16 protein-coding genes and 1 other RNA gene are annotated in these 19,046 nt (G+C 66.9%); all 17 read right to left on the bottom strand.

Annotated elements, in window-relative coordinates; all coding sequences use genetic code 11:
• Positions 1-2: 2 nt before the first annotated feature.
• The gene (locus A8950_RS02510) at positions 3-968 is read right to left on the bottom strand and encodes a cell division protein FtsQ/DivIB (RefSeq protein WP_133612040.1); all 966 of its coding nucleotides are present in this window, start codon (positions 966-968) and stop codon (positions 3-5) included.
• Positions 956-1,879, bottom strand: a complete 924-nt coding sequence (locus tag A8950_RS02505) for a D-alanine--D-alanine ligase (protein ID WP_133612657.1) — start codon at positions 1,877-1,879, stop codon at positions 956-958. The genes A8950_RS02510 and A8950_RS02505 overlap by 13 nt, the downstream gene beginning before the upstream one ends.
• A 17-nt stretch (positions 1,880-1,896) precedes the next feature.
• Complete coding sequence (murB, locus tag A8950_RS02500; RefSeq protein ID WP_133612656.1) at positions 1,897-2,850, bottom strand: UDP-N-acetylmuramate dehydrogenase; 954 nt, start codon at positions 2,848-2,850, stop codon at positions 1,897-1,899.
• Positions 2,850-4,283, bottom strand: coding sequence for a UDP-N-acetylmuramate--L-alanine ligase (gene murC / locus A8950_RS02495; protein WP_133612039.1), 1,434 nt, complete (start codon positions 4,281-4,283; stop codon positions 2,850-2,852). Before murC ends, murB begins: the two co-directional genes overlap by 1 nt.
• A complete protein-coding gene (gene murG / locus A8950_RS02490; RefSeq protein WP_133612038.1) occupies positions 4,283-5,428 on the bottom strand; it encodes an undecaprenyldiphospho-muramoylpentapeptide beta-N-acetylglucosaminyltransferase in 1,146 nt (381 codons plus the stop codon). Before murG ends, murC begins: the two co-directional genes overlap by 1 nt.
• The gene (locus A8950_RS02485) at positions 5,425-6,546 is read right to left on the bottom strand and encodes an FtsW/RodA/SpoVE family cell cycle protein (protein ID WP_133612037.1); all 1,122 of its coding nucleotides are present in this window, start codon (positions 6,544-6,546) and stop codon (positions 5,425-5,427) included. Before A8950_RS02485 ends, murG begins: the two co-directional genes overlap by 4 nt.
• A complete protein-coding gene (gene murD / locus A8950_RS02480) occupies positions 6,543-7,943 on the bottom strand; it encodes a UDP-N-acetylmuramoyl-L-alanine--D-glutamate ligase (protein WP_133612036.1) in 1,401 nt (466 codons plus the stop codon). The genes A8950_RS02485 and murD overlap by 4 nt, the downstream gene beginning before the upstream one ends.
• Before the next feature lie 5 nt (positions 7,944-7,948).
• Positions 7,949-9,058, bottom strand: a complete 1,110-nt coding sequence (gene mraY, locus A8950_RS02475) for a phospho-N-acetylmuramoyl-pentapeptide-transferase (protein ID WP_133612035.1) — start codon at positions 9,056-9,058, stop codon at positions 7,949-7,951.
• A 23-nt stretch (positions 9,059-9,081) separates the two neighbouring features.
• A complete protein-coding gene (locus A8950_RS02470; protein WP_133612034.1) occupies positions 9,082-10,515 on the bottom strand; it encodes a UDP-N-acetylmuramoylalanyl-D-glutamyl-2,6-diaminopimelate--D-alanyl-D-alanine ligase in 1,434 nt (477 codons plus the stop codon).
• Positions 10,512-11,981, bottom strand: a complete 1,470-nt coding sequence (locus tag A8950_RS02465; protein WP_166644941.1) for a UDP-N-acetylmuramoyl-L-alanyl-D-glutamate--2,6-diaminopimelate ligase — start codon at positions 11,979-11,981, stop codon at positions 10,512-10,514. Before A8950_RS02465 ends, A8950_RS02470 begins: the two co-directional genes overlap by 4 nt.
• A complete protein-coding gene (locus A8950_RS02460; RefSeq protein WP_133612032.1) occupies positions 11,974-13,962 on the bottom strand; it encodes a peptidoglycan D,D-transpeptidase FtsI family protein in 1,989 nt (662 codons plus the stop codon). The genes A8950_RS02465 and A8950_RS02460 overlap by 8 nt, the downstream gene beginning before the upstream one ends.
• Entirely contained in the window at positions 13,959-14,573 is a 615-nt protein-coding gene (ftsL, locus tag A8950_RS02455; RefSeq protein ID WP_133612031.1) for a cell division protein FtsL, read from the bottom strand. Before ftsL ends, A8950_RS02460 begins: the two co-directional genes overlap by 4 nt.
• Complete coding sequence (gene rsmH, locus A8950_RS02450; protein WP_133612030.1) at positions 14,570-15,541, bottom strand: 16S rRNA (cytosine(1402)-N(4))-methyltransferase RsmH; 972 nt, start codon at positions 15,539-15,541, stop codon at positions 14,570-14,572. The genes ftsL and rsmH overlap by 4 nt, the downstream gene beginning before the upstream one ends.
• The gene (locus A8950_RS02445) at positions 15,538-16,008 is read right to left on the bottom strand and encodes a division/cell wall cluster transcriptional repressor MraZ (protein WP_133612029.1); all 471 of its coding nucleotides are present in this window, start codon (positions 16,006-16,008) and stop codon (positions 15,538-15,540) included. Before A8950_RS02445 ends, rsmH begins: the two co-directional genes overlap by 4 nt.
• Before the next feature lie 487 nt (positions 16,009-16,495).
• Positions 16,496-16,920, bottom strand: an RNA gene (gene rnpB, locus A8950_RS02440) — RNase P RNA component class A.
• Positions 16,921-16,954: 34 nt separating this feature from the next.
• The gene (locus tag A8950_RS02435) at positions 16,955-17,923 is read right to left on the bottom strand and encodes a phosphoribosylaminoimidazolesuccinocarboxamide synthase (RefSeq protein WP_133612028.1); all 969 of its coding nucleotides are present in this window, start codon (positions 17,921-17,923) and stop codon (positions 16,955-16,957) included.
• Positions 17,924-17,932: 9 nt separating this feature from the next.
• Complete coding sequence (locus A8950_RS02430; protein ID WP_243735504.1) at positions 17,933-19,045, bottom strand: DSD1 family PLP-dependent enzyme; 1,113 nt, start codon at positions 19,043-19,045, stop codon at positions 17,933-17,935.
• Position 19,046 lies beyond the last annotated feature (1 nt).

Here is a 19,046-nt window from a genome sequence, read left to right as displayed (position 1 = left end):
CGTCAGGTCTCGTTGCTGCCGCCTGGCCTGGCCGCGCCGGGTGCGGCCGCGGGCTGTGCGGCGGGTTCATCCTGGGTTGCCGATTCCGCCGGCGGCGGCTGGCGCAGGATCAGCTTGTCGGGCTGCCTGAGGTCGATCACGGTCACGTCCTTGGCCAGCAGATGATGCTGCCGTTCCAGTGCGGCGAAGCGCGACCAGGCGGCGACGGCATCCAGTTCCGGCAGCTTGACGTCGACGCCGTTGTCGAGGCGCAGGTTCCAGCGCCGCTCGCCCACCAGCACGGCCGCGGTGACCCGGTCCTTGAGATCGGGTTCGGTCGCCAGCAGGGCGAACAACTCGCCTGCCGCCAGCGGCGCGCCCTCGCCGACGATGACCGGAAGATGGGCAAAGCGCCCGACATCCGAGACCGCCACTACCTGCCCGTGACGGCTGACGAGGTGGAACACGCCCCGGCGCTGCCACAATGCCAGCGGCTCGGCCTCGGTCAGAACAACGTGGACCTTATCCGGCAGGCGCCGCTCGACCACCGCATCGGTAACCCAGGGCAGTTCCAGCAGACGCTGCCGCGCCGCGTTGAGATCGAGCGCGAAGATGGGATCGCCCTTGAGCGCCCCGAGGGCGATGAGGATCGCCTGCTTGCCGGTCTCGCCGCGACCCTCGACGTCGAGGGTTTCGATGCGATAGCCGACATCGGCGGTGGCCTTCAGCAGGCTGCGCTCCGCCACTGCCGACAGATAGCTACTCCAGCCCGAGGCCACGAACCAATAGAGCAGGCCGACCAGCGCAAGGATCCCGGCGCCGATTGCGGCCGCCCGGATGGCATGGCGTTCCAGCGCCGAGCGCGGACGACGGCGAACCGGCACGCGCTGCGCCGGCATGGCCCGGCGGCGCGGCGGTCCCGCCATCGACAGTGCTCCCGTCGCTGCGCCGGCATGGCCCATGGCATGCGCTGTCTTCAGGCGTCGCATCGGGCGTGCTCCACCATCCAGGACACGAGCTGCGGGTAGGAAATGCCGAGATGCTTCGCCTGTTCCGGCACCAGGCTGAGCTCGGTCATCCCGGGCTGGGTATTCGTCTCCAGAATGTAGATGCCGGCCAGATCGTCGCCGGCGGTATCGTCGTAGCGGAAATCCGAGCGCGAGACGCCGCGGCAACCCAGCACCTGATGTGCAACCAGCGCCATGCGCTGGCATTCTTCATAGATCGCCGGCGGGACCGGTGCCGGAATCAGATGCTCGGTCAGGCCGCCGGTATACTTGTTGGCATAGTCGTAGAAACCGGATTTCGGTCTGAGTTCCGTCACCCCCATTGGCTTGTCGCCCATGACGCCGACGGTGAGTTCGCGCCCCGGAATGAAGCACTCGACCAGCACCAGATCGCCGAACGGCCAGTCGATTCCCTCGAAAGGCCGCGCATTGTCGCCCTCGCGAACAATCGAGACACCAACGCTGGAGCCTTCGTTGAAGGGCTTCACCACATAGGGGCGCGGCAGTGGATCGCCCTTGAGGAGTTCGGTGCGGCTCAGCAGCCTGCCTTCTGGTACTCGCAGGCCCGCCTGCTGGAACAGCTTCTTGGCAACCGGCTTGTCCATGGCGACGGCCGACGCCATCAGGCCGGAATGGGTATAGGGGATCTTCAGCAGGTTGAGGACGCCCTGGATGTTGCCATCCTCGCCGCAACGCCCGTGCAGGGCGTTGAAGACGACGTCGGGTTTCTGGCCGCGCAGCTCTTCGACCAGCGCCGCCAGATCCAGCCTGGCGTCGAGCGTGGCCACGGCATAGCCGGCTTGCGTCAGGGCCGCCGCGCAATTGGCACCGGAAGCAAGCGAAACCTCCCGCTCTGCCGACCAGCCGCCCATCAATACCGTCACACGCTTCATCGTTCCGCTTTCCGCACTCACGCTTCGCTCCTGGCCAGGATGGCGAGCGGCGAATCCGCCGGCACGCCGATCCGCTTGATTTCCCAGGCCAGTTCAATGCCGCTGCTTTCCTTCACCCGGCGCCGCACCGTTTCGCCCAGCGCCTCGAGATCGGCGGCGGTTGCGGTGCCGGTGTTGAGCAGGAAATTGCAGTGCTTCTCCGAGACCTGCGCGCCGCCCAGCTTGAGGCCACGGCACCCGGCCCGGTCGATCAGTTCCCAGGCCTTGGCGCCCGGCGGGTTGACGAAGGTGCTGCCGCCGGTGCGCGCGCGCACCGGCTGGCTGTCCTCGCGCGCGGCCTGAATCTCGTTGAGGCGCTGCTGGATCAATGACGGATCGCCGGCCCTGCCGGCGAGGTCAGCGCCGCAGAAGATCCAATCCTCGGCAACGGCGCTGTGGCGATAGGTGAAGCCCATGGCATCGCGGTCGAGGCGATGCAGGCGGCCCTGGCGGTCGAGGGCGGTGGCCGAGACGAAGATCTGCGAAAGATCGCTGCCATAGGCGCCGGCATTCATGCGCAGCGCCCCACCGATGGTGCCGGGAATGCCGGACAGGAACTCGAGCCCGGCAACGCCGGCCGCCCGCGCCGCCAGCGCCACGTTGAGGTCGAGCGCCGCCGCGCCGGCATGGACGTGCAGTCCGTCGGTGCGGATTTCGGCGAAGGCTCGCCCCAGGCGGATGACGACCCCGGGTATACCGCCGTCGCGTACCAGCAGGTTGGAGCCGACGCCGAGCACGGTCAGCTTCACATCCGCCGGGCAATGCGCCAGGAAATGCTGCAAATCGGCGACATCGGCCGGCTTGAACAGCACCTCGGCCGGGCCGCCGACGCGGAACCAGGTCACCTTGGCAAGGCTCGCCCCCTCGGTCAGGCGGCCGCGGACCGCCGGAAGCCGGTCGATGAGCGCGCTATGTCGTGGTGCGGCAGACATCATTTGCGCACCTCCAGCAGGGGCTGCAATTCGCCGGGCAGCGCATGCGCCCATTGCGTGATGTTGCCGGCGCCGAGGCAGACGACCAGATCGCCCGGCTGCACCAGCGGCGCGACCATGGCGGCAAGGTTCTTCGGATCATCGAGATAGTCGACGTGACGATAGCCGCGTTCCTTCATGCCCTGGACCAGGGCCGGTCCGCTGACCCCCTCGATCGGCGCTTCGCCCGCCGCATAGACATCGGCGATGATGACGTGATGGGCGTCGTTGAAGCAGGTGCAGAAATCCTCGAACAGAGCCTGCAGGCGCGAAAACCGATGCGGCTGCATGACCGCGATGACCCGGCCTGGCCTGTCGACACCCTGCGTCGCCTGCCTGGCGGCTTTCAGCACCGCCGCGATCTCGACCGGATGATGGCCGTAATCGTCGATCACGATGACGCCGCCGGCCTCGCCGGTGCGGGTGAAGCGACGCTTGACGCCGCCGAACTTGGCAAGGCCGGTACGCAGGATCTCGTCCTCGACGCCCATTTCGTTGGCGACGGCCATGGCGGCGAGACTGTTCTGCACGTTGTGGCGGCCGACCATGGGCAGATGCACGCCCTTGATAACGCGCTTCGTTTCGCGGTAGCGGTCGTTTATGACGACGCTGTAGGTCGAGCCCGAAGGCGCCATGTCGAGATCGACCGCGCGCACATCGGCCTGGGGCGAGAAGCCATAGGTGATGATGCGCCGGTCGGCGAGGCGCGGGATCATCGCCTGCACCACCGGATGGTCGATGCACAGCGCCGCGAAGCCGTAAAACGGGATGTTCTTGACGAATTCCTCATAGGCCCGGTTCATCGCCTCGACACTGCCGTAATGGTCGAGATGCTCCGGATCCATATTAGTGACGACGGCGATGGTGGCCGGCAGCTTCAGGAATGAGCCGTCGCTCTCATCCGCCTCGACCACCATCCAATCGCCGGCACCCAGACGCGCATTGGTGCCATAGGCATTGATGATGCCGCCATTGATCACGGTCGGATCGAGCCCGGCCGCTTCCAGCAGCGCCGCCACCAGCGAGGTCGTGGTGGTCTTGCCGTGGGTGCCGCCGATGGCGACCGACCATTTGAGCCGCATGAGCTCGCCCAGCATTTCGGCCCGCCGTACCACGGGCAGCAGCTTGGCGCGGGCGGCGAGGACTTCCGGATTGTCCGGCTTGACTGCCGAGGAGATCACCACCACCGCCGCGTCGGCGAGGTTCTCGGCCTTGTGGCCGATCTCGACCGGGATGCCGCGCTCGCGCAGGCGCTTGGTGTTGTAGCTGTCGGCGATGTCGGAGCCGCGCACCTTGTAGCCAAGATTGTGCAGGATCTCGGCAATGCCGCTCATGCCGATCCCGCCGATGCCGACGAAATGGATCACACCGATGTCGAGTGGCAGGGCGCGCATCACTTCGTCTCCGCATTCAGTCGGCCGCGCTGCGAGGCCGGCACCAGGTCGATCACCGCATCGGCGAGCCTTGCCGCCGCGTCGCGCTTGCCGAGGCTGCGCGCCGCCGCCGCCGCCGCCGCGAGGCGCTCCGGCGCACCGCTGAAACTGGTCAGGCGTTCGGCCACCGAGGAGGGCGAGAAGGCGGCCTCGGTCAGCACCCAGGCCCCGCCCCTCTCCTCGACCGCGCGCGCATTGGCAAGCTGGTGGTCGTCGATGGCATGCGGCAGCGGCACCATGATTGCCGGCCGGCCCGCCGCGGTCAGTTCGGCGACGGTCGAGGCGCCGGCGCGCGACAGCACCAGATGCGCCCAGTCGAGTCGCGCCGCCATGTCGTCAAAGAAGGGTTTCAATTCCACCTCAATGCCGGCCTCGCGATAGGTTGCGGCAACGGCATCGATATCCTCCGGCCGGCATTGCTGCACGATGCGCAACCGGCGGCGCAAGTCCTCGGACATCAGCGCGAGGCTGGCTGGAACGTGCTGCGAAAAAGAGCGCGCGCCGAGGCTGCCGCCGAAAACCAGCAGGTGGAAGGGCCCGCCCGGTTCGGGCGGGCGATAGGGCCGGTCCGCCAGGGCGGCGATGGCGGGCCGCACCGGATTGCCGGTGACGAGGACCTTGTCCGCCGGCAGCTTCTCGCAGAACTTCACCCGCTCGAAGCTCAGTGCCACCTTGCTGGCATGCTTCATCAGGAAGCGGTTGGCGCGCCCGGCCACCGCGTTCTGCTCGTGCAGCAGGGTGCGATTCTGGTGCTGTTGCGCGGCAAGCAGCGGCGGCACCGAGGGATAGCCGCCGAAACCGACGGCAACCGCCGGGTCGAGGCGCCGGATCAGCTTGCGGCATTGCAGATAGCCGAGGCCGAGACGGCCGATATTCTTCAGCTTCGCGGCGATACCCTTGCCGGCCACGCCTCCGGCGGCGACGCGATGCACCGTCACCTGCGGCAGGCGGTCGCCAAATCCCTGACCGCGCTCGTCGGTGACGAGGTCGACCTTGCAGCCGCGCGACAGCAGCACCTCGGCCAGGGCTTCGGCCGGGAACATGTGGCCGCCGGTGCCGCCGGCGGCCAGTAGGATCTGCACCTGACCGGTTGCGTTGCCGCTCATGCCTCGACACTCCCCGGGAAGCGGCGACGCGTCAGCGCCAGCAGGAAGCCGATGCCGAGCCCTATCGCCACGATCGAGGACCCGCCATAGGAGATGAAGGGCAGCGTCATGCCCTTGGTCGGCATCAGGTGCAGGGACGACGCCATGTTGATGATCGCCTGCAAGCCGAACGAGGTGACCAGGCCGGTGGCGGCCAGGATGATGAAGTGGTTGTGCTCGCCGAGGAGCCGCGCCAGGGCGCGCAGCACGATGAAGGCGAAGAGGACAACCAGCAGCAGGCAGACGACAAGACCGAACTCCTCGCCCGCCACCGCAAAGACGAAATCGGCATGGGCGTCCGGCAGGACCAGCTTGACGCTGCCCTCGCCGGGGCCGGTGCCGTAGAGGCCACCGTTCTGGAAGGCCTCCAGCGCCCGGTCGATCTGGTAGGTATCGCCGCTCTCCGGATTGAAGAACTGGTCGACGCGCTCGGTCACGTGCGGCAGCATGAAATAGGCACCCACCAGCCCGGCGATGCCGAGGCCGACCAGCAGCAGCACCCAGAAGATGGGTAGGCCGGCGATGAAAAACTGCGCCGCCCAGGTCGCCGTCACCACGGCGGTCATGCCGAGATCCGGCTGTTTCAGCAGGATGCCGATCACGACCAGGAAGACCAGCACCGAGATGAGGTTGCCGGGCACGCCCGGATTGGTTTTCTGCAGGGCGAACATCCAGGCGGCAAATATCGCAAAACAGGGCTTCAAAAATTCCGAGGGCTGCAGCGAGAACGGACCCAAAGCGATCCAGCGCGTGGCGCCCTTGATCTCGGCGCCTATGAAAAGCGTCAGGAAGGTGAGCGTCAGGAACATCAGGAACAGCACCACCCCCGCCCGCCGCACCTGCCGGGGCGACAGCATCGAGCCGCCAAGGATGGCGAGGGCCGCCAGCGGCAGCATCATGAAGTGGCGCTGGGCGAGCGCGAAATTGTCCATGCCGATGCGCGTGGCGACGGCCGGGCTCGCCGCCAGCACCAGGATGGCACCCAGGAACAGAAGCGCCACGACGGCCGCCAGCATCCAGCGGTCGACCGTCCACCACCACTGCCCGACCAGGCTGCGATCGGCGCGCGAGAAGCTCATGCCGCACCTCCCGCCTTGGCGGCGAGCGCGGCAACGAGCTCCCGGAATCGGTCGCCGCGCACTTCGAAACTGGTGAACTGGTCCCAGGAAGCGCAGGCCGGAGCCAGCAGCACGACGGCACCGGGACGCTTTTCGCGCTGTGCCTGGGCATGCGCGGCGGCGACCGCCTTGTCCAGCGTGCCGCATTGCGTCAGCGGGAAGGCACGGCCGATCTGCTTCTCGAAGGCGGACGCTGCCTCGCCGATCAGGAAGCCGTGGCGGATCTTCGGATAGAAGCCCTCCAACCCGGCAAGGCCGCCTTCCTTGGCGCGGCCGCCGATGATCCAGTAGATGTTGTCGTAGCAGTCGAGCGCCTTCGCCGCCGCATCGGCATTGGTCGCCTTGCTGTCGTTGACATAGCGGATGCCGCCGATGGTCGCGACCAGCTGCTGGCGGTGGGCCAGGCCAGGATAGCTGGCGAAACCGGCCAGGATCTGGTCGAGCGAGAGCCCGAGTGCACGCGCCGTGATATAGGCGGCGGCGGCATTCTGCCAGTTGTGGCGGCCGGGCAGCGTCGGAATCGTGTTGAGATCGGCGACACCCTGGGGCACACCCTGCAGCGAGTCGACCAGGATGCCCTTGGCGTTGACATAGATGCTCCGCTCGAGCTTGCGCTCGGCGGAGATCGGCACCAGGCGGCGGCCCTTGTCCTGCGCGGCCTCAAAGATGCCGCGGCAATGCGCGTCGTCCATGCCGACGATGCCGATGCTGAACCTGCCCTTGGGTCGCAGGATCGACGCCTTCGAGGCGACATAGCCTTCCATGCCGCCATGCCGGTCGAGATGGTCGGGCGAGATGTTGAGCAGGATGGCGATGTCGGCGATGGGCGACGGCGTCAGGTCGAGCTGATAGGAAGAGAGCTCCAGTACATAGATGCCGTCCGGCCCAAGCGGCTGCAGCGAAAGCGCCGCCTGGCCGAGATTGCCGCCGACCTCAACCGCCTTGCCGGCCGATTTCAGGATATGGGCGATCAGCGTCGTGGTGGTCGATTTGCCGTTGGTGCCGGTAATGCCGACGAAGCGCGCATTCGGCTGGGCGACCGCCAGCAAGGCGATGTCGCTGCCGATCGGCTTTGCCGCCGCCTTTGCCGCAGCCGCCACCGGATGCGGGGCTGGATGGGTCAGCGGGATGCCCGGGCTCATCACCAGGGCGTCGATCCGCGACCAGTCGGCCTGATAGAGGTCGTGCAGGATCTCGGCCGGCGCGGCGGCACGCGCCTTTTCCGAATCGTCCCAGGCGAGCACGCGGGCGCCCGAGGCCTGCAGCCGCTCGGCCGTGGCCAGTCCGGTGCGGCCGAGGCCCAGCACCGCGATGGTGCGCCCCTGCACGTTCGGAATATGGAGGCCGGAACCGGTCATGGCGCCTATCGCAGCTTCAGGGTGGCAAGGCCGATCAGCGCCAGGACCGCGGCGATGATCCAAAAACGGATGACGATGGTGGGCTCGGCCCAGCCCTTCTTTTCGTAATGGTGATGCAGCGGCGCCATGCGGAAGACGCGCTTGCCGGTCATCTTGAAGCTCATCACCTGGACGATCACCGAGACGGTCTCGAGAACGAACAGGCCGCCGATGATGGCCAGCACCAGCTCATGCTTGGTGATGACGCTGATGGCACCCAGCGCCCCGCCCATGGAAAGCGAGCCGGTGTCGCCCATGAAGACCATGGCGGGCGGCGCATTGAACCAGAGAAAACCGAGACCGGCACCACAGAGCGCGCCGCAGAACACCGCCAGCTCGCCCGAGCCCGGCACGAAGTGGAGCTGCAGGTAGTTGGCGAAGACCGCATTGCCGACCAGATAGGCGATGAGCGCGAAGCAGGCCGCTGCGATCATCACCGGTACCGTGGCAAGACCGTCGAGGCCGTCGGTCAGGTTGACCGCGTTGGAGGCGCCCATCATGACCAGCGCACCGAACACGACGAAGCCGACGCCGAGCGGGATGAGAACATCCTTGAAGAACGGTATGGCGACACCGGTGGCAAGCCCGGGTGTCGTCTGGCCGAGCGTGCTGCTCTGATGATAGACGATGACCAGCGTGGCGATGATGCCGATCGTCGCCTGGCCGGCCAGCTTCAGGCGCCCGTTGAGCCCCTTGGTGTTGCGCTTGGTCAGTTTCAGGAAATCGTCGCCGAAGCCGATGATGCCGAAGCCGATGGTGACCAGCAGCACGACCCAGACATAGACGTTGGAGAGATCGGCCCAGAGCAGCGTCGTGATGCTGGCCGAGAGCAGGAACATGAGACCGCCCATGGTAGGCGTGCCCTTCTTGGTCAGCAGATGGCTCTCCGGTCCGTCGTCGCGGATCGGCTGGCCTTCGCGCTGGACCTTCTTCAGCCAGCGAATCATCGGCGGCCCGATCAGCAGCGTCAGGCAGAACGAGAACAACACCGCACCGCCGCTGCGGAAGGTAAGATAGCGGAATAGATTGAAGATGCTGAGATCCTCGGCCAGCGGTGCGAGCAGATTGTAGAGCATCGATCCCCTGTTCCCCCGCCCCGTCAGTGCCCGTTGGCCGCTTGTCGCGGCTGCGTTGCGTTGCTGTCCATTGCCCGGATGGCGTCCACGATCGGCGCCATGCGCGTGCCCAGTGATCCCTTCACCAGCACCACGTCGCCGGCCCGAAGTGCTGCGATCGCGGGGGCCACCATGGCGAGCGAATCGACACTGTGATGACCGCGCAGCGAAGCGGGCAGGATCTGGAACAGATCACCCATCAGCGCGCCGACACAAAAGACGCGCTCGATGCCGGCCGCGACGATGGCGTCGCACAGATCCCGGTGCAGCGCCGGGCCCTGCGCCCCCAATTCCCGCATGTCGCCGATGATGGCGATGCGCCGTCCGCCCGCACCCGGACGGATGCCGCCGAGGACCGTGAAGGCGGCGCGCATGGCAGCCGGGCTGGCATTGTAGGATTCGTCGAGCAACAGCAGGGTGCCGCCGGCAAGTGCGATCGTCTCGCGCTGACCGCGGCCCTTGAGTGCCCGCGTCGCGCCGAGATCCCGCGCCGCCCGCGCGACGTCGCCGTCCAGGGCCGCGACACCGGCCAGAACTGCCAGCGCATTCAACGCCTGATGGCGACCGGCAAGACCCATGCTGAAGGCAAGTTCGCGACCGCCGATCGACGCCGTGACCCTGTTGCCGTCCTCGCCCACCACGCAGTCGAGCAGGCGACAATCGCTTTCCGCAGCCGCGCCGAAGGTGACGATATGCGCAATGCCGAGCGCCTTTGCACGGTCCCTGAGGCGCGCGAAATGCGGGTTGTCGCGCGGCAGGATGGCGGTGCCGCCAGGCTCCATCCCTTCCAGGATCTCGGCCTTGGCGTCGGCGATCTCGTCTACCGAGTTGAAGAACTCGATATGCACGGCCTCCACCGCGGTGATGATCGCGGCATGGGGCCGCACCATTTTCGCCAGCGGCCGGATTTCGCCGGCATGGTTCATGCCGAGCTCGAATATGCCGATGGCGGCATCGCGCGGCATGCGCGCCAGCGAAAGCGGCGCGCCCCAATGGTTGTTGAGATTGCCTTCGGAGGCGAAGGTGGCGGCCTGGGCGCCCAGCACCTGTTTCAGCATCTCCTTGGTGCTGGTCTTGCCGACGCTGCCGGTGACCGCGATGAATCTCGCCGGCGACCGGTCGCGCGCGACACGGCCGAGGTCCTGCAGGCCGATGAGCGTATCGCCGACCAGCACTACCGGCGCATCCGCCGCGATGCCCGCCGGCAGGCGATGCGCCAGGATTCCGGCGGCACCCGCCGAAAGCGCGCCGGCAATATAGTCGTGACCGTCGAAATTGGGACCCTGCAGCGCCACGAACAGATCGCCCCTGGCGATCCTGCGGCTGTCGATGGAGACACCGCTCGCGGCAAATCCGGCGCCCGCCCTGCCCCCGGTGGCGGCCGCGATCTCGGCGGAGGTCCAGAGGTTCTGGCTCATGCCGCACCTCGCGCCAGTTCCGCAGCACAGTTGCGCGCCACCTCGCTGTCGTCGAAATCGAACTTCTGGTCGCCGACCAGCTGATAGGTCTCGTGGCCCTTGCCGGCGATTACCAGCACGTCGCCGGACTTCAATTCATGCATGGCAGCCCGGATCGCCTGGGCACGGTCGCCGATCTCGACGGCGCCCGGTGCGGCCGCCAGAATTTCGGCCCGAATTGCGGCCGGATCCTCGCTGCGTGGATTGTCGTCGGTGACGATGACGCGGTCGGCAAGACGCACCGCAAGCGCGCCCATTTCCGGCCGCTTGCCGCGATCGCGGTCGCCGCCGCAGCCGAAAACGACGACGAGTCGGCCGGTGGTGTGCGGCCGCAGCGTGCCGAGGACGGCCTCGAGACCCGCCGGCTTGTGCGCGTAATCGACATAGACGGCGGCACCCGATGGCGTCGTCGCCACCCGCTCGATGCGGCCATGGACGCCGGTCAGGCGGTCGATCATGGCAACCGCCATTTCCGGCTTTTCGCCGGCGCCGATGACGAGGCCGAGGGCGGCCAGCAGGTTCTCGGCCTGGAACAGCCCGGCCACCGAGAAGGTGGCGTCGCAGCGCTGGCCGAAAACCTCCAGCTGCAATTGCTGCCCGGTCGCCAGCGGCACCTGCTTCACGAGGCGGATATCGCCGCGCCGGCGCCCGAAAGTGATCAGGCGATGATGCCGCGCCCGGGCGATCTCGATGACACGTGCGGCTTCCGCCATGTCGGCATTGACCACGGCGGCACCGCCCGCCGGCAGCAATTCCTCGAACAGGCGGAGCTTGGCCTTCAGATAGCTTGCCATGTCGCCGTGATAATCGAGGTGATCGCGCGACAAGTTGGTGAAGGCCGCAGCCGAGACCTGCACGCCGTCGAGTCGGAACTGGTCGAGGCCGTGGCTGGAGGCTTCCATGGCGAGGTGATGGATGTCGTGATCCACCAGTTCGGCCAGCAATTGGTGCAGCTTGACCGGATCCGGCGTGGTCAGCGATTCGCCATATTCGATGCCTGGGCCGACCAGGCCGATCGTGCCCAGACTGGCGGCGCGGTGGCCGAGCTGCGACCAGATCTGGCGGGTGAAGACGGCGGTCGAGGTCTTGCCGCTGGTGCCGGTGACGGCGGCGATGATGTTGGGCTGGCGCGCATGGAAGCGCGCGGCGATCCTGGCCAGGGCAAGGCGCGGCTGCACCGCTTCCAGCACGGCGACATGCGGCGGCACCACCGGCTTCTGCCCGGCGGCGACCAGGATTACTGCGGCACCGGCGCCGACTGCCTGGGCAACAAAGGCGAGCCCGTCGACTTTGGCGCCGGCCAGCGCCGCAAAAAGGAAACCCGGCCCGACCGCGCGCGAGTCGGCCGTAAGGCCGGCAACGACGATCTTGTCGATGCCGCTGCCCGCCTGCGCCACACGCACGCAATCGCCGATGATGTCACTCAACCGCAAGGGCCGGATCCTCGTTGGGAACAAATGGTTTGGCGGCGACTGGCGCCGGTTGCAGCGCAGCGCCGGTCGAGACCGGCGTGGCGACGAAGGGTTTGGCCTGGAAGATGATTTCTCCGGTTGTCGCCGGCTGGACCGGCGCTGGGGCGGTGGCGACCGGCGAAGGCGCCTGCGCTTTCGCCTGCTTTTCCTTGCTAGCATCCGATTTCGGCTGAATTTGGGCGGCGCTGGCGGGTGCGCCCTGCGGGTTTTCGACCATCGCCACCAGCGGGTTCTGCGCTTCCGGCGCGTCGTCATCGATCGGCGCGATGCCGAGCAACGGCGCCATGCGCTGCACCAGCGCACCCACCGCCGGCGCCGCCACCCAGCCGGCCGTGGCGTAACCGTAGCTTTGCGCGTTCGGCTTCGGTTCGTCGATCATCATGACGATGGCATAGCGCGGCGCATGCATCGGGAAGGCCGCCGCGAACACCGCCATGCGCGAGTTCTTGTTGTAGCCCCCCTGGGTGGTGATCTTTTCCGCGGTGCCGGTCTTGCCACCTACCAGGTAGCCCGGCGCGTTCGCCTTCTTGCCGCTGCCCACCTGCACCACAAGTCGCATCAGCTGGCGAATCTGGGCCGAGGTCTGTTCGGAAACGACACGGGTCCCTTCCGCCACCTCGCCGGCCGCCCGCTTCAGCAGGGTGGGATGGCGCAGCAGGCCGCCATTGGCCAGCGCACCGATGCCGGCAACCAGCTGCGTCGCCGTGACCGAGATGCCGTGCCCGTAGGCAATGGTCATCGTGTTGATGCGCTTCCAGTTCTTCGGATATTGCGGCACCCCCACCTCAGCCAGCTCGATGGGCGATTTCGCGAGCAGGCCGAAGCGCTGCAGATAGGCCTTCTGCACCTCGGCGCCGAACGTATCGGCAAGCTTGGCCGAGCCGATATTCGAGGAATAGGCGATGATCTCCGGGATGCTGAGCCAGCGATGCTTGCCCTTGTAGTCGTCTATGGTGAAACCGCCGATGCGGATCGGGTTGGTGGCGTCGAAGCCGCCGGCCAGGGTGACTGCGCCGGTATCGAGGCCGATCGCGGTGTTGAACAGCTTGAAGGTCGAGCCCATTTCGAACGTGCCGAGCGTGGCGCGGTTGAATCGTGCGTCATCGCTTGCCGTGCCGGGCCGTGCCGGATCGAAATCCGGCAGCGAGACCATGGCGAGCAGTTCGCCGGTTGCGATATCCATCACCATGCCGGCGCCACCGATGGCGGTGAAATCGGCGATCGCGCGCGACATCTCCTCATGCAGGATGTGCTGGATGCGGACATCGATGGAAAGCGAAAGCGGCTGCTGACCGGCGGCCAGCACGTCGTCGAAGGAGCGTTCCGCCCCCGCCAGGCCGCGCGCATCGACATCGGCGAAACCGACCACATGCGCGGTCAGATTGCCCTGCGGATAGACCCTCTTGGTCTCGTGCAGGAATTGCAGGCCCGGATCGCCCAGGCGGATCACTGCCATCTGCTGCTTGGGCGTCAGGTTCCGCTTCAGCCAGACGAAGGTCTTGTCGCCGGCCAGCTTGGCGGCGGTGGTCTCGACCGACAGTTCCGGCAGGATTTCGTTGAGCGCCAGGGCGATCGCCTGCGGGTCGCGGATGTTCTGCGGATTGGCGTAGAGCGACGCCGTCGTCAGCGAGGTCGCCAGCACCACGCCGTTGCGGTCGAGAATGTCGGCACGCGCGGCGGCCGGTGCCGCGGCGATGCTCGGCCCGTCGTTTTCCGCCGGCAGCAAGGTCACCATGGCAAGTCGCACCGCGATCACCAGGAAGGCCATGGCAAAGAGGCCGAGGCCCAGGATCAGGCGATGATGGCTGATCTCGAGCGCGCGCCGCTGCACGCCATCCGGCTCCAGCTGCAGCGCGATCGGGTTGATCACCGGCTGCGCGCGCTGGACCTGGAAGTCAGGCTGCGCCGGCTGGTGCCGGTTGCGCCGGCCGATCATTGCGCACCGCCAGCGCCGGTCGCCGGCAAAAGGTCAGCCGCCGGCGCCTCGGCGGCATTCTGCTTGGCTTCCATATCGGCCAGGATGGCGCGGATCGTGGCATCCTCATCAGCTGCGTCGGCCTCGGTGCCATCGACGCTACCGGCCGAGGAGGTCTGGAACGTCGCCGAGCCGGCCTCGGCACCGGCAGGCGCCACATTGGGAGCCGAAGTAGTCGGCGGCAGCGCCGCTTGCTGCGCCGGGGCGGCCTGCGTTGAGCCTGACTGTGGCGCCGTACCGACCAGCAGCGGCGCCGGGGTATCAGGCAGCGTCACATCGGGCAGCGGCTGGTTGGCAGGGCGCTCGCGCAGGGCGTCGAAGCCGGCGATCTGGCTCGCCATTGCCGGCACCAGGTCGGTGTGGCGGCGCGTCAGATCGGCAAGCCGTACGGGATCGTTGAGATAGCTCCATTCGGCTTCCAGCACGCGCAGGATCTGCCGATCGGCGGTAATCTGGCGATTGACCGCGCGTAGGTCACGCTCCTTCGCCTGCACGGCATACTTCACCTGGAACAGCCCGACACCGAGCAGCGCCAGGAGGACGAACCAGACGATGGTGCCGATCCGGATCATGCCGCCACCTCGAGCTTCTCGGCGACACGCAGCCGGGCCGAGCGCGCCCGGGGGTTGGCGGCGATCTCGGCATCGCCCGCGGCAATTCCCTGCGGGCTGACCAGCCGCAGGGTCGGCTGGACCGCGTCGAATTCGGGCAGATGGCGCGACCCCTTCGGGCTACGGCCGGCGCGCGCGCGCATGAAATGCTTCACGCGGCGATCCTCCAGCGAGTGGAACGAGACGATCGCCATGCGCCCGCCCGGTGCCAGCAGCGCCGCGGCAGCGTCGAGGCCGCGATCGATTTCGCCCAGTTCGTCGTTCACGGCGATGCGCAGGGCCTGGAAGGTACGGGTCGCGGGGTCGATCCGCTCGGCACCGCCAGCGGGACCGATCGCGCGCCGCACGATCTCGGCCAGCTGGCCGGTCGAAGTGATGGGAGCCAGCGCCCGCGCCGCCACGATCGCCCTGGCGATGCGGCGCGCCTTCTTCTCCTCGCCGAAGGTGAAGATGAGATCGGCCAGCGGTCGCTCGGCCATGCTGTTGACCAGATCGGCGGCACTTTCGCCCGCCTGCTCCATGCGCATGTCGAGTGGGCCGTCGAAGCGGAAGGAGAAGCCGCGCGCCGCCTCGTCCAGTTGCATCGAGGATACGCCGAGATCGAGGGTGACGCCCTGGACCGCATGGACGCCGCGCTCGGCCAGCAGGCGACGCATGTCGCCGAAGCGCCCCTGGATCACATGCAGGCGGCCGGAATAGCGCTGCAGCAGATCGCCGGCACCGGCGATCGCATCTGGGTCGCGGTCGATCGCGAAGACCGTGCAGTTGGCGGCATCCAGGATGGCGCGGGTATAGCCGCCGGCGCCGAAGGTGCCGTCGACATAGATGGCGCCGTCGCGGGGCCCGGCATTGTCAGCGCCCAGGGCCGCGACCACCTCGGCCAGCAGAACCGGCTGATGGCGCGGTGCTTTGTCGACCCGACCCGTCATGCGCGCTCGTCCGGCTTGGCGGGTTGCGCCCGCAGCGTCATGCCCTTTTCCAGCGCGCGGCGGCGGGCCTCGGCCTTGTGCTCGGCAAAGCGTTTCGGCTCCCACAGCTCGAAGGTGCGGCCGCGACCGACGAAGGCCACCTCGTCGCTGAGATGGGCATGGGCGGCGAGCGCGTCGGGCAGCACCACCCGGCCTTCGCCATCGAAGGCGAGTTGCTTGGCATCGGCGAAGATCGCCGCACTCAGATCGTCGTGCTCGTCCGAGAAAAGATCGACATTGCCCAGCTGCGAAACCAGGCCTTCCATCCAGTCGATGCCGGCGCATTGCACGGCGTCGTAGCGGAAATGCGGCATGCCGACGATGCCTGCAAAGGGCAGGCCGATGAGGGCAGCACGGAACGTCGCCGGGACGGAAACCCGCCCCTTCTTGTCGATCCGGTTGATGAACGTGTCGATGAACAACGCCATCGGACGCAGGCACCCCTCGCGCGTGGCCGGCCAGCCACCAACCCCCAGCGCCCAAGCCGAAATGGGCCGGACCGCGGCCTGGGCGGTCCTGGGAAATCTTCGATCATCAATGGGATATCATGGGATAACATGGGCCGTCAATGGGAAGAGCCTGTAACGCTATGGAAAATATCGGGTTTTTCCGATTTTGGTTATTTTTCCAAGAACTCGTTCCCAATGTTAACAAAGGCTTGGCGATAGGGGCTGAGAACAGAACTTAACGAATTGGCCATTGGCGCTAGGATATACTCTCTTTTTGTTTCCTTTTGTTCTTTTTATGTTCTGTTATGCGCATGGGAATGCGGCGTGACACGGTCTCGGGAGTTGAAGAAGCAGGCTGGTTCGAGGCGCGCGCCGGGCTGGCCTGGGATTTCTTTCTTTAGGGCGATTCCTGCCGCCAGGGCCCTGCGACAGAGCCAAGGCCATCACGTCAATCTAATGAAGGAAAAGCGCCAGACGGCCTGTAAGCCGGGTTCTGTCCGGGGCCGCTGCCGCGCACGATATAGCGGTTGCCCGCCATCACTCACGCGCGTCCGGCCCCTGGATGGCCATTCATCTGGGACGTTCGTTGCCGAACGCCTCACGCGACCTACCCGAGGATCGGCGCGGAAAACGCCTGCACGGCTTGCGCCGCACGTGCCCTCCTATCTGGTCTTGCTCCCGGTGGGGTTTGCCGTGCCGCTTCCGTTGCCGGTCGCGCGGTGCGCTCTTACCGCACCCTTTCACCCTTGCCCGGCTCGAAAGCCGGGCGGTCTGCTCTCTGTGGCACTGTCCCTGGGCTTGACACCCGCCGGACGTTATCCGGCACCGTTTTTCCGTGGAGCCCGGACTTTCCTCCCCCGCCGGAGCGGGAGCGGCCATCCGGCCATCTGGCTGGTGCTGGAGGTAGGCGCTTCCGGCACCGGAGTCAACCTTTGCAGAAATAGGGTGCCAAATTGCGGCGGATGCGCGGCAAAGGCGGCTGCTCGCCCGGCTGGAAGGCCCGGCCCGTGATCGTCTCATAGGCGCGGATATAGACGCGGGACGTGTCGCGGATGAGTTCCGTCGGGATTTCGGGAATGTCATCCTTGTATGGATCGCAGCGCGCCGCCACCCAGTTGCGGACGAAATCCTTGTCGAAGCTTTCCGGCTTCTCGCCCGCTTCAAAGCGTTCGCGATAGGATGCCGCCAGCCAGTAGCGGCTGCTGTCCGGCGTGTGGATTTCGTCGGCCAGCACGATCTCGCCTTTTTCATCGAGGCCGAACTCGTATTTCGTGTCGACCAGGATGAGGCCGTTCCTCGCCGCCATCTCCTGTCCGCGCGCAAAGAGCGCCAGGGCATAGCGCGACAGCGTTTCCCACTGCGCCGGCGTCACCAGTTTCTTCGCCACGATCTCATCTGCCGTCATGGGCGCGTCGTGGTCGCCCTGCTCCGCCTTCGAGGTCGGCGTGATGATGGGCGACGGCAGCTTTTCGTTGTCGCGCAGGCCGTCGGGAAAGTCGTGGCCGTACATCCGCCGCTGGCCCTTTTTGTAGAGCGTCAGGATCGAGGTACCGGTGGTGCCGGCGAGATAGCCGCGCACCACGATCTCGACCGGCAGAATCGCAAGGCGCTTGCCGATCACCACATTGGGGTCGGGATAATCCAGCACATGGTTCGGGCAAATATCCGCCGTCGCCTCGAACCAGTAGCGCGCCACCTGCGTCAGCACCTGACCCTTGTGCGGAATGGCAGCCAGGATGCGGTCGAAGGCCGAGAGCCGGTCGCTGGAGATGAGGATGCGGCGTCCATCCGGCAGGTCGTAATTGTCGCGCACCTTGCCACGATAATGATTGGGCAGTTCCGGAATGGTCGCATCGGCCAAGGCCAGCGCCGGATCGATCACGATATCGGTCATCCTGTTCTCTCAGTTGAGGGCGCCGCGCGCATCCACGGGCCAGATCGCCGCGACCTTATCCGCGCGGATGGCGATGATCCAGTCATAGAGATTGACGGTCGGATCGCAATGGCCCGGCACCAGGCGCAGGCGCTGCTCCAGCGCTGGCAGCGCCTGGCGGGGGCCGCGAATGATGCCGTGTTCGTCCGAGGGCGTGTCGAAGACGAGGTCCGGACGCCCGGAGATGGCCGGGTAGCCGGAATCCACCGAATGCGCCTTCAACCCGGCATCGATCACGGCAAAGTCCTCGCGCCGGCTCATGACGCTGGCGAGGACGAAGAGGCTGTGGCGGAAGGCGGGCGATTCCGGGTCCGCCTGGTTGTCGCCATAATCGCGGTCCATGAAGACATAAGAACCTGGCTGGATCTCGTTATAGACGCCGCTCGAGGCCTCCAGGGGAAAGGTGCCGGTGCCGGCGCCGGTGACGACCGGCACGGAGATGCCGCGCGCGTTGAGGGCGGCGACGAAGGCCGCGGCGCGCGCGGCGGCATGGTCGATAGCCGCCTTGCGCTCGGCCCGCATGCGCAGATGCTGGGCCGCCCCCTGATAGGCCTGGAGCCCGGCAAAGCGCAGCGCGGCCGTGCCATGGATCTTCTCGGCCAGCGCCACCGCATCGGAAATCTCGACAAGGCCGCAGCGATTGGCACCCACTTCCAGCTCGACATAGGTGTCGATGCGCCGCTGGGCATTCTGCGCCGCCGCATTGAGGCGGTCGAGGCCGAGATCGCTGTCGAGGCAGATGCCGATATTGGCGCGGTCGGTCAGACGCACCAGCCGCGCCAGGCGCTCCGGCGCCAGCACCTCGTTGGTGACCAGCACGTCGCCGACCCCGCCCTCCACCAGGGCTGCCGCCTCGCCCACCTTCTGGCAGCAGATCCCGACGGCACCCACCGCCATCTGGCGCTTGGCGATCTCGGCACATTTGTGGGTCTTGGCGTGGGGTCGCAAGCGCATGCCCCGCATTCGGGCAAATTCCGCCATGGCGTGGAGATTGGCCTCGAAGACGTCGAGGTCGAGAATGAGCGCCGGCGTTTCGATGCGCTCTGCCGGATCGCCGATCGATAGTTCGGGTCGTTGTTGCACC

It is taken from the genome of Dongia mobilis (assembly GCF_004363235.1).
GTDB lineage: Bacteria > Pseudomonadota > Alphaproteobacteria > Dongiales > Dongiaceae > Dongia > Dongia mobilis.
The sequence above is the reverse complement of the archived record's forward strand: the minus strand, read 5'-3'. Positions and strand labels throughout refer to the sequence as shown.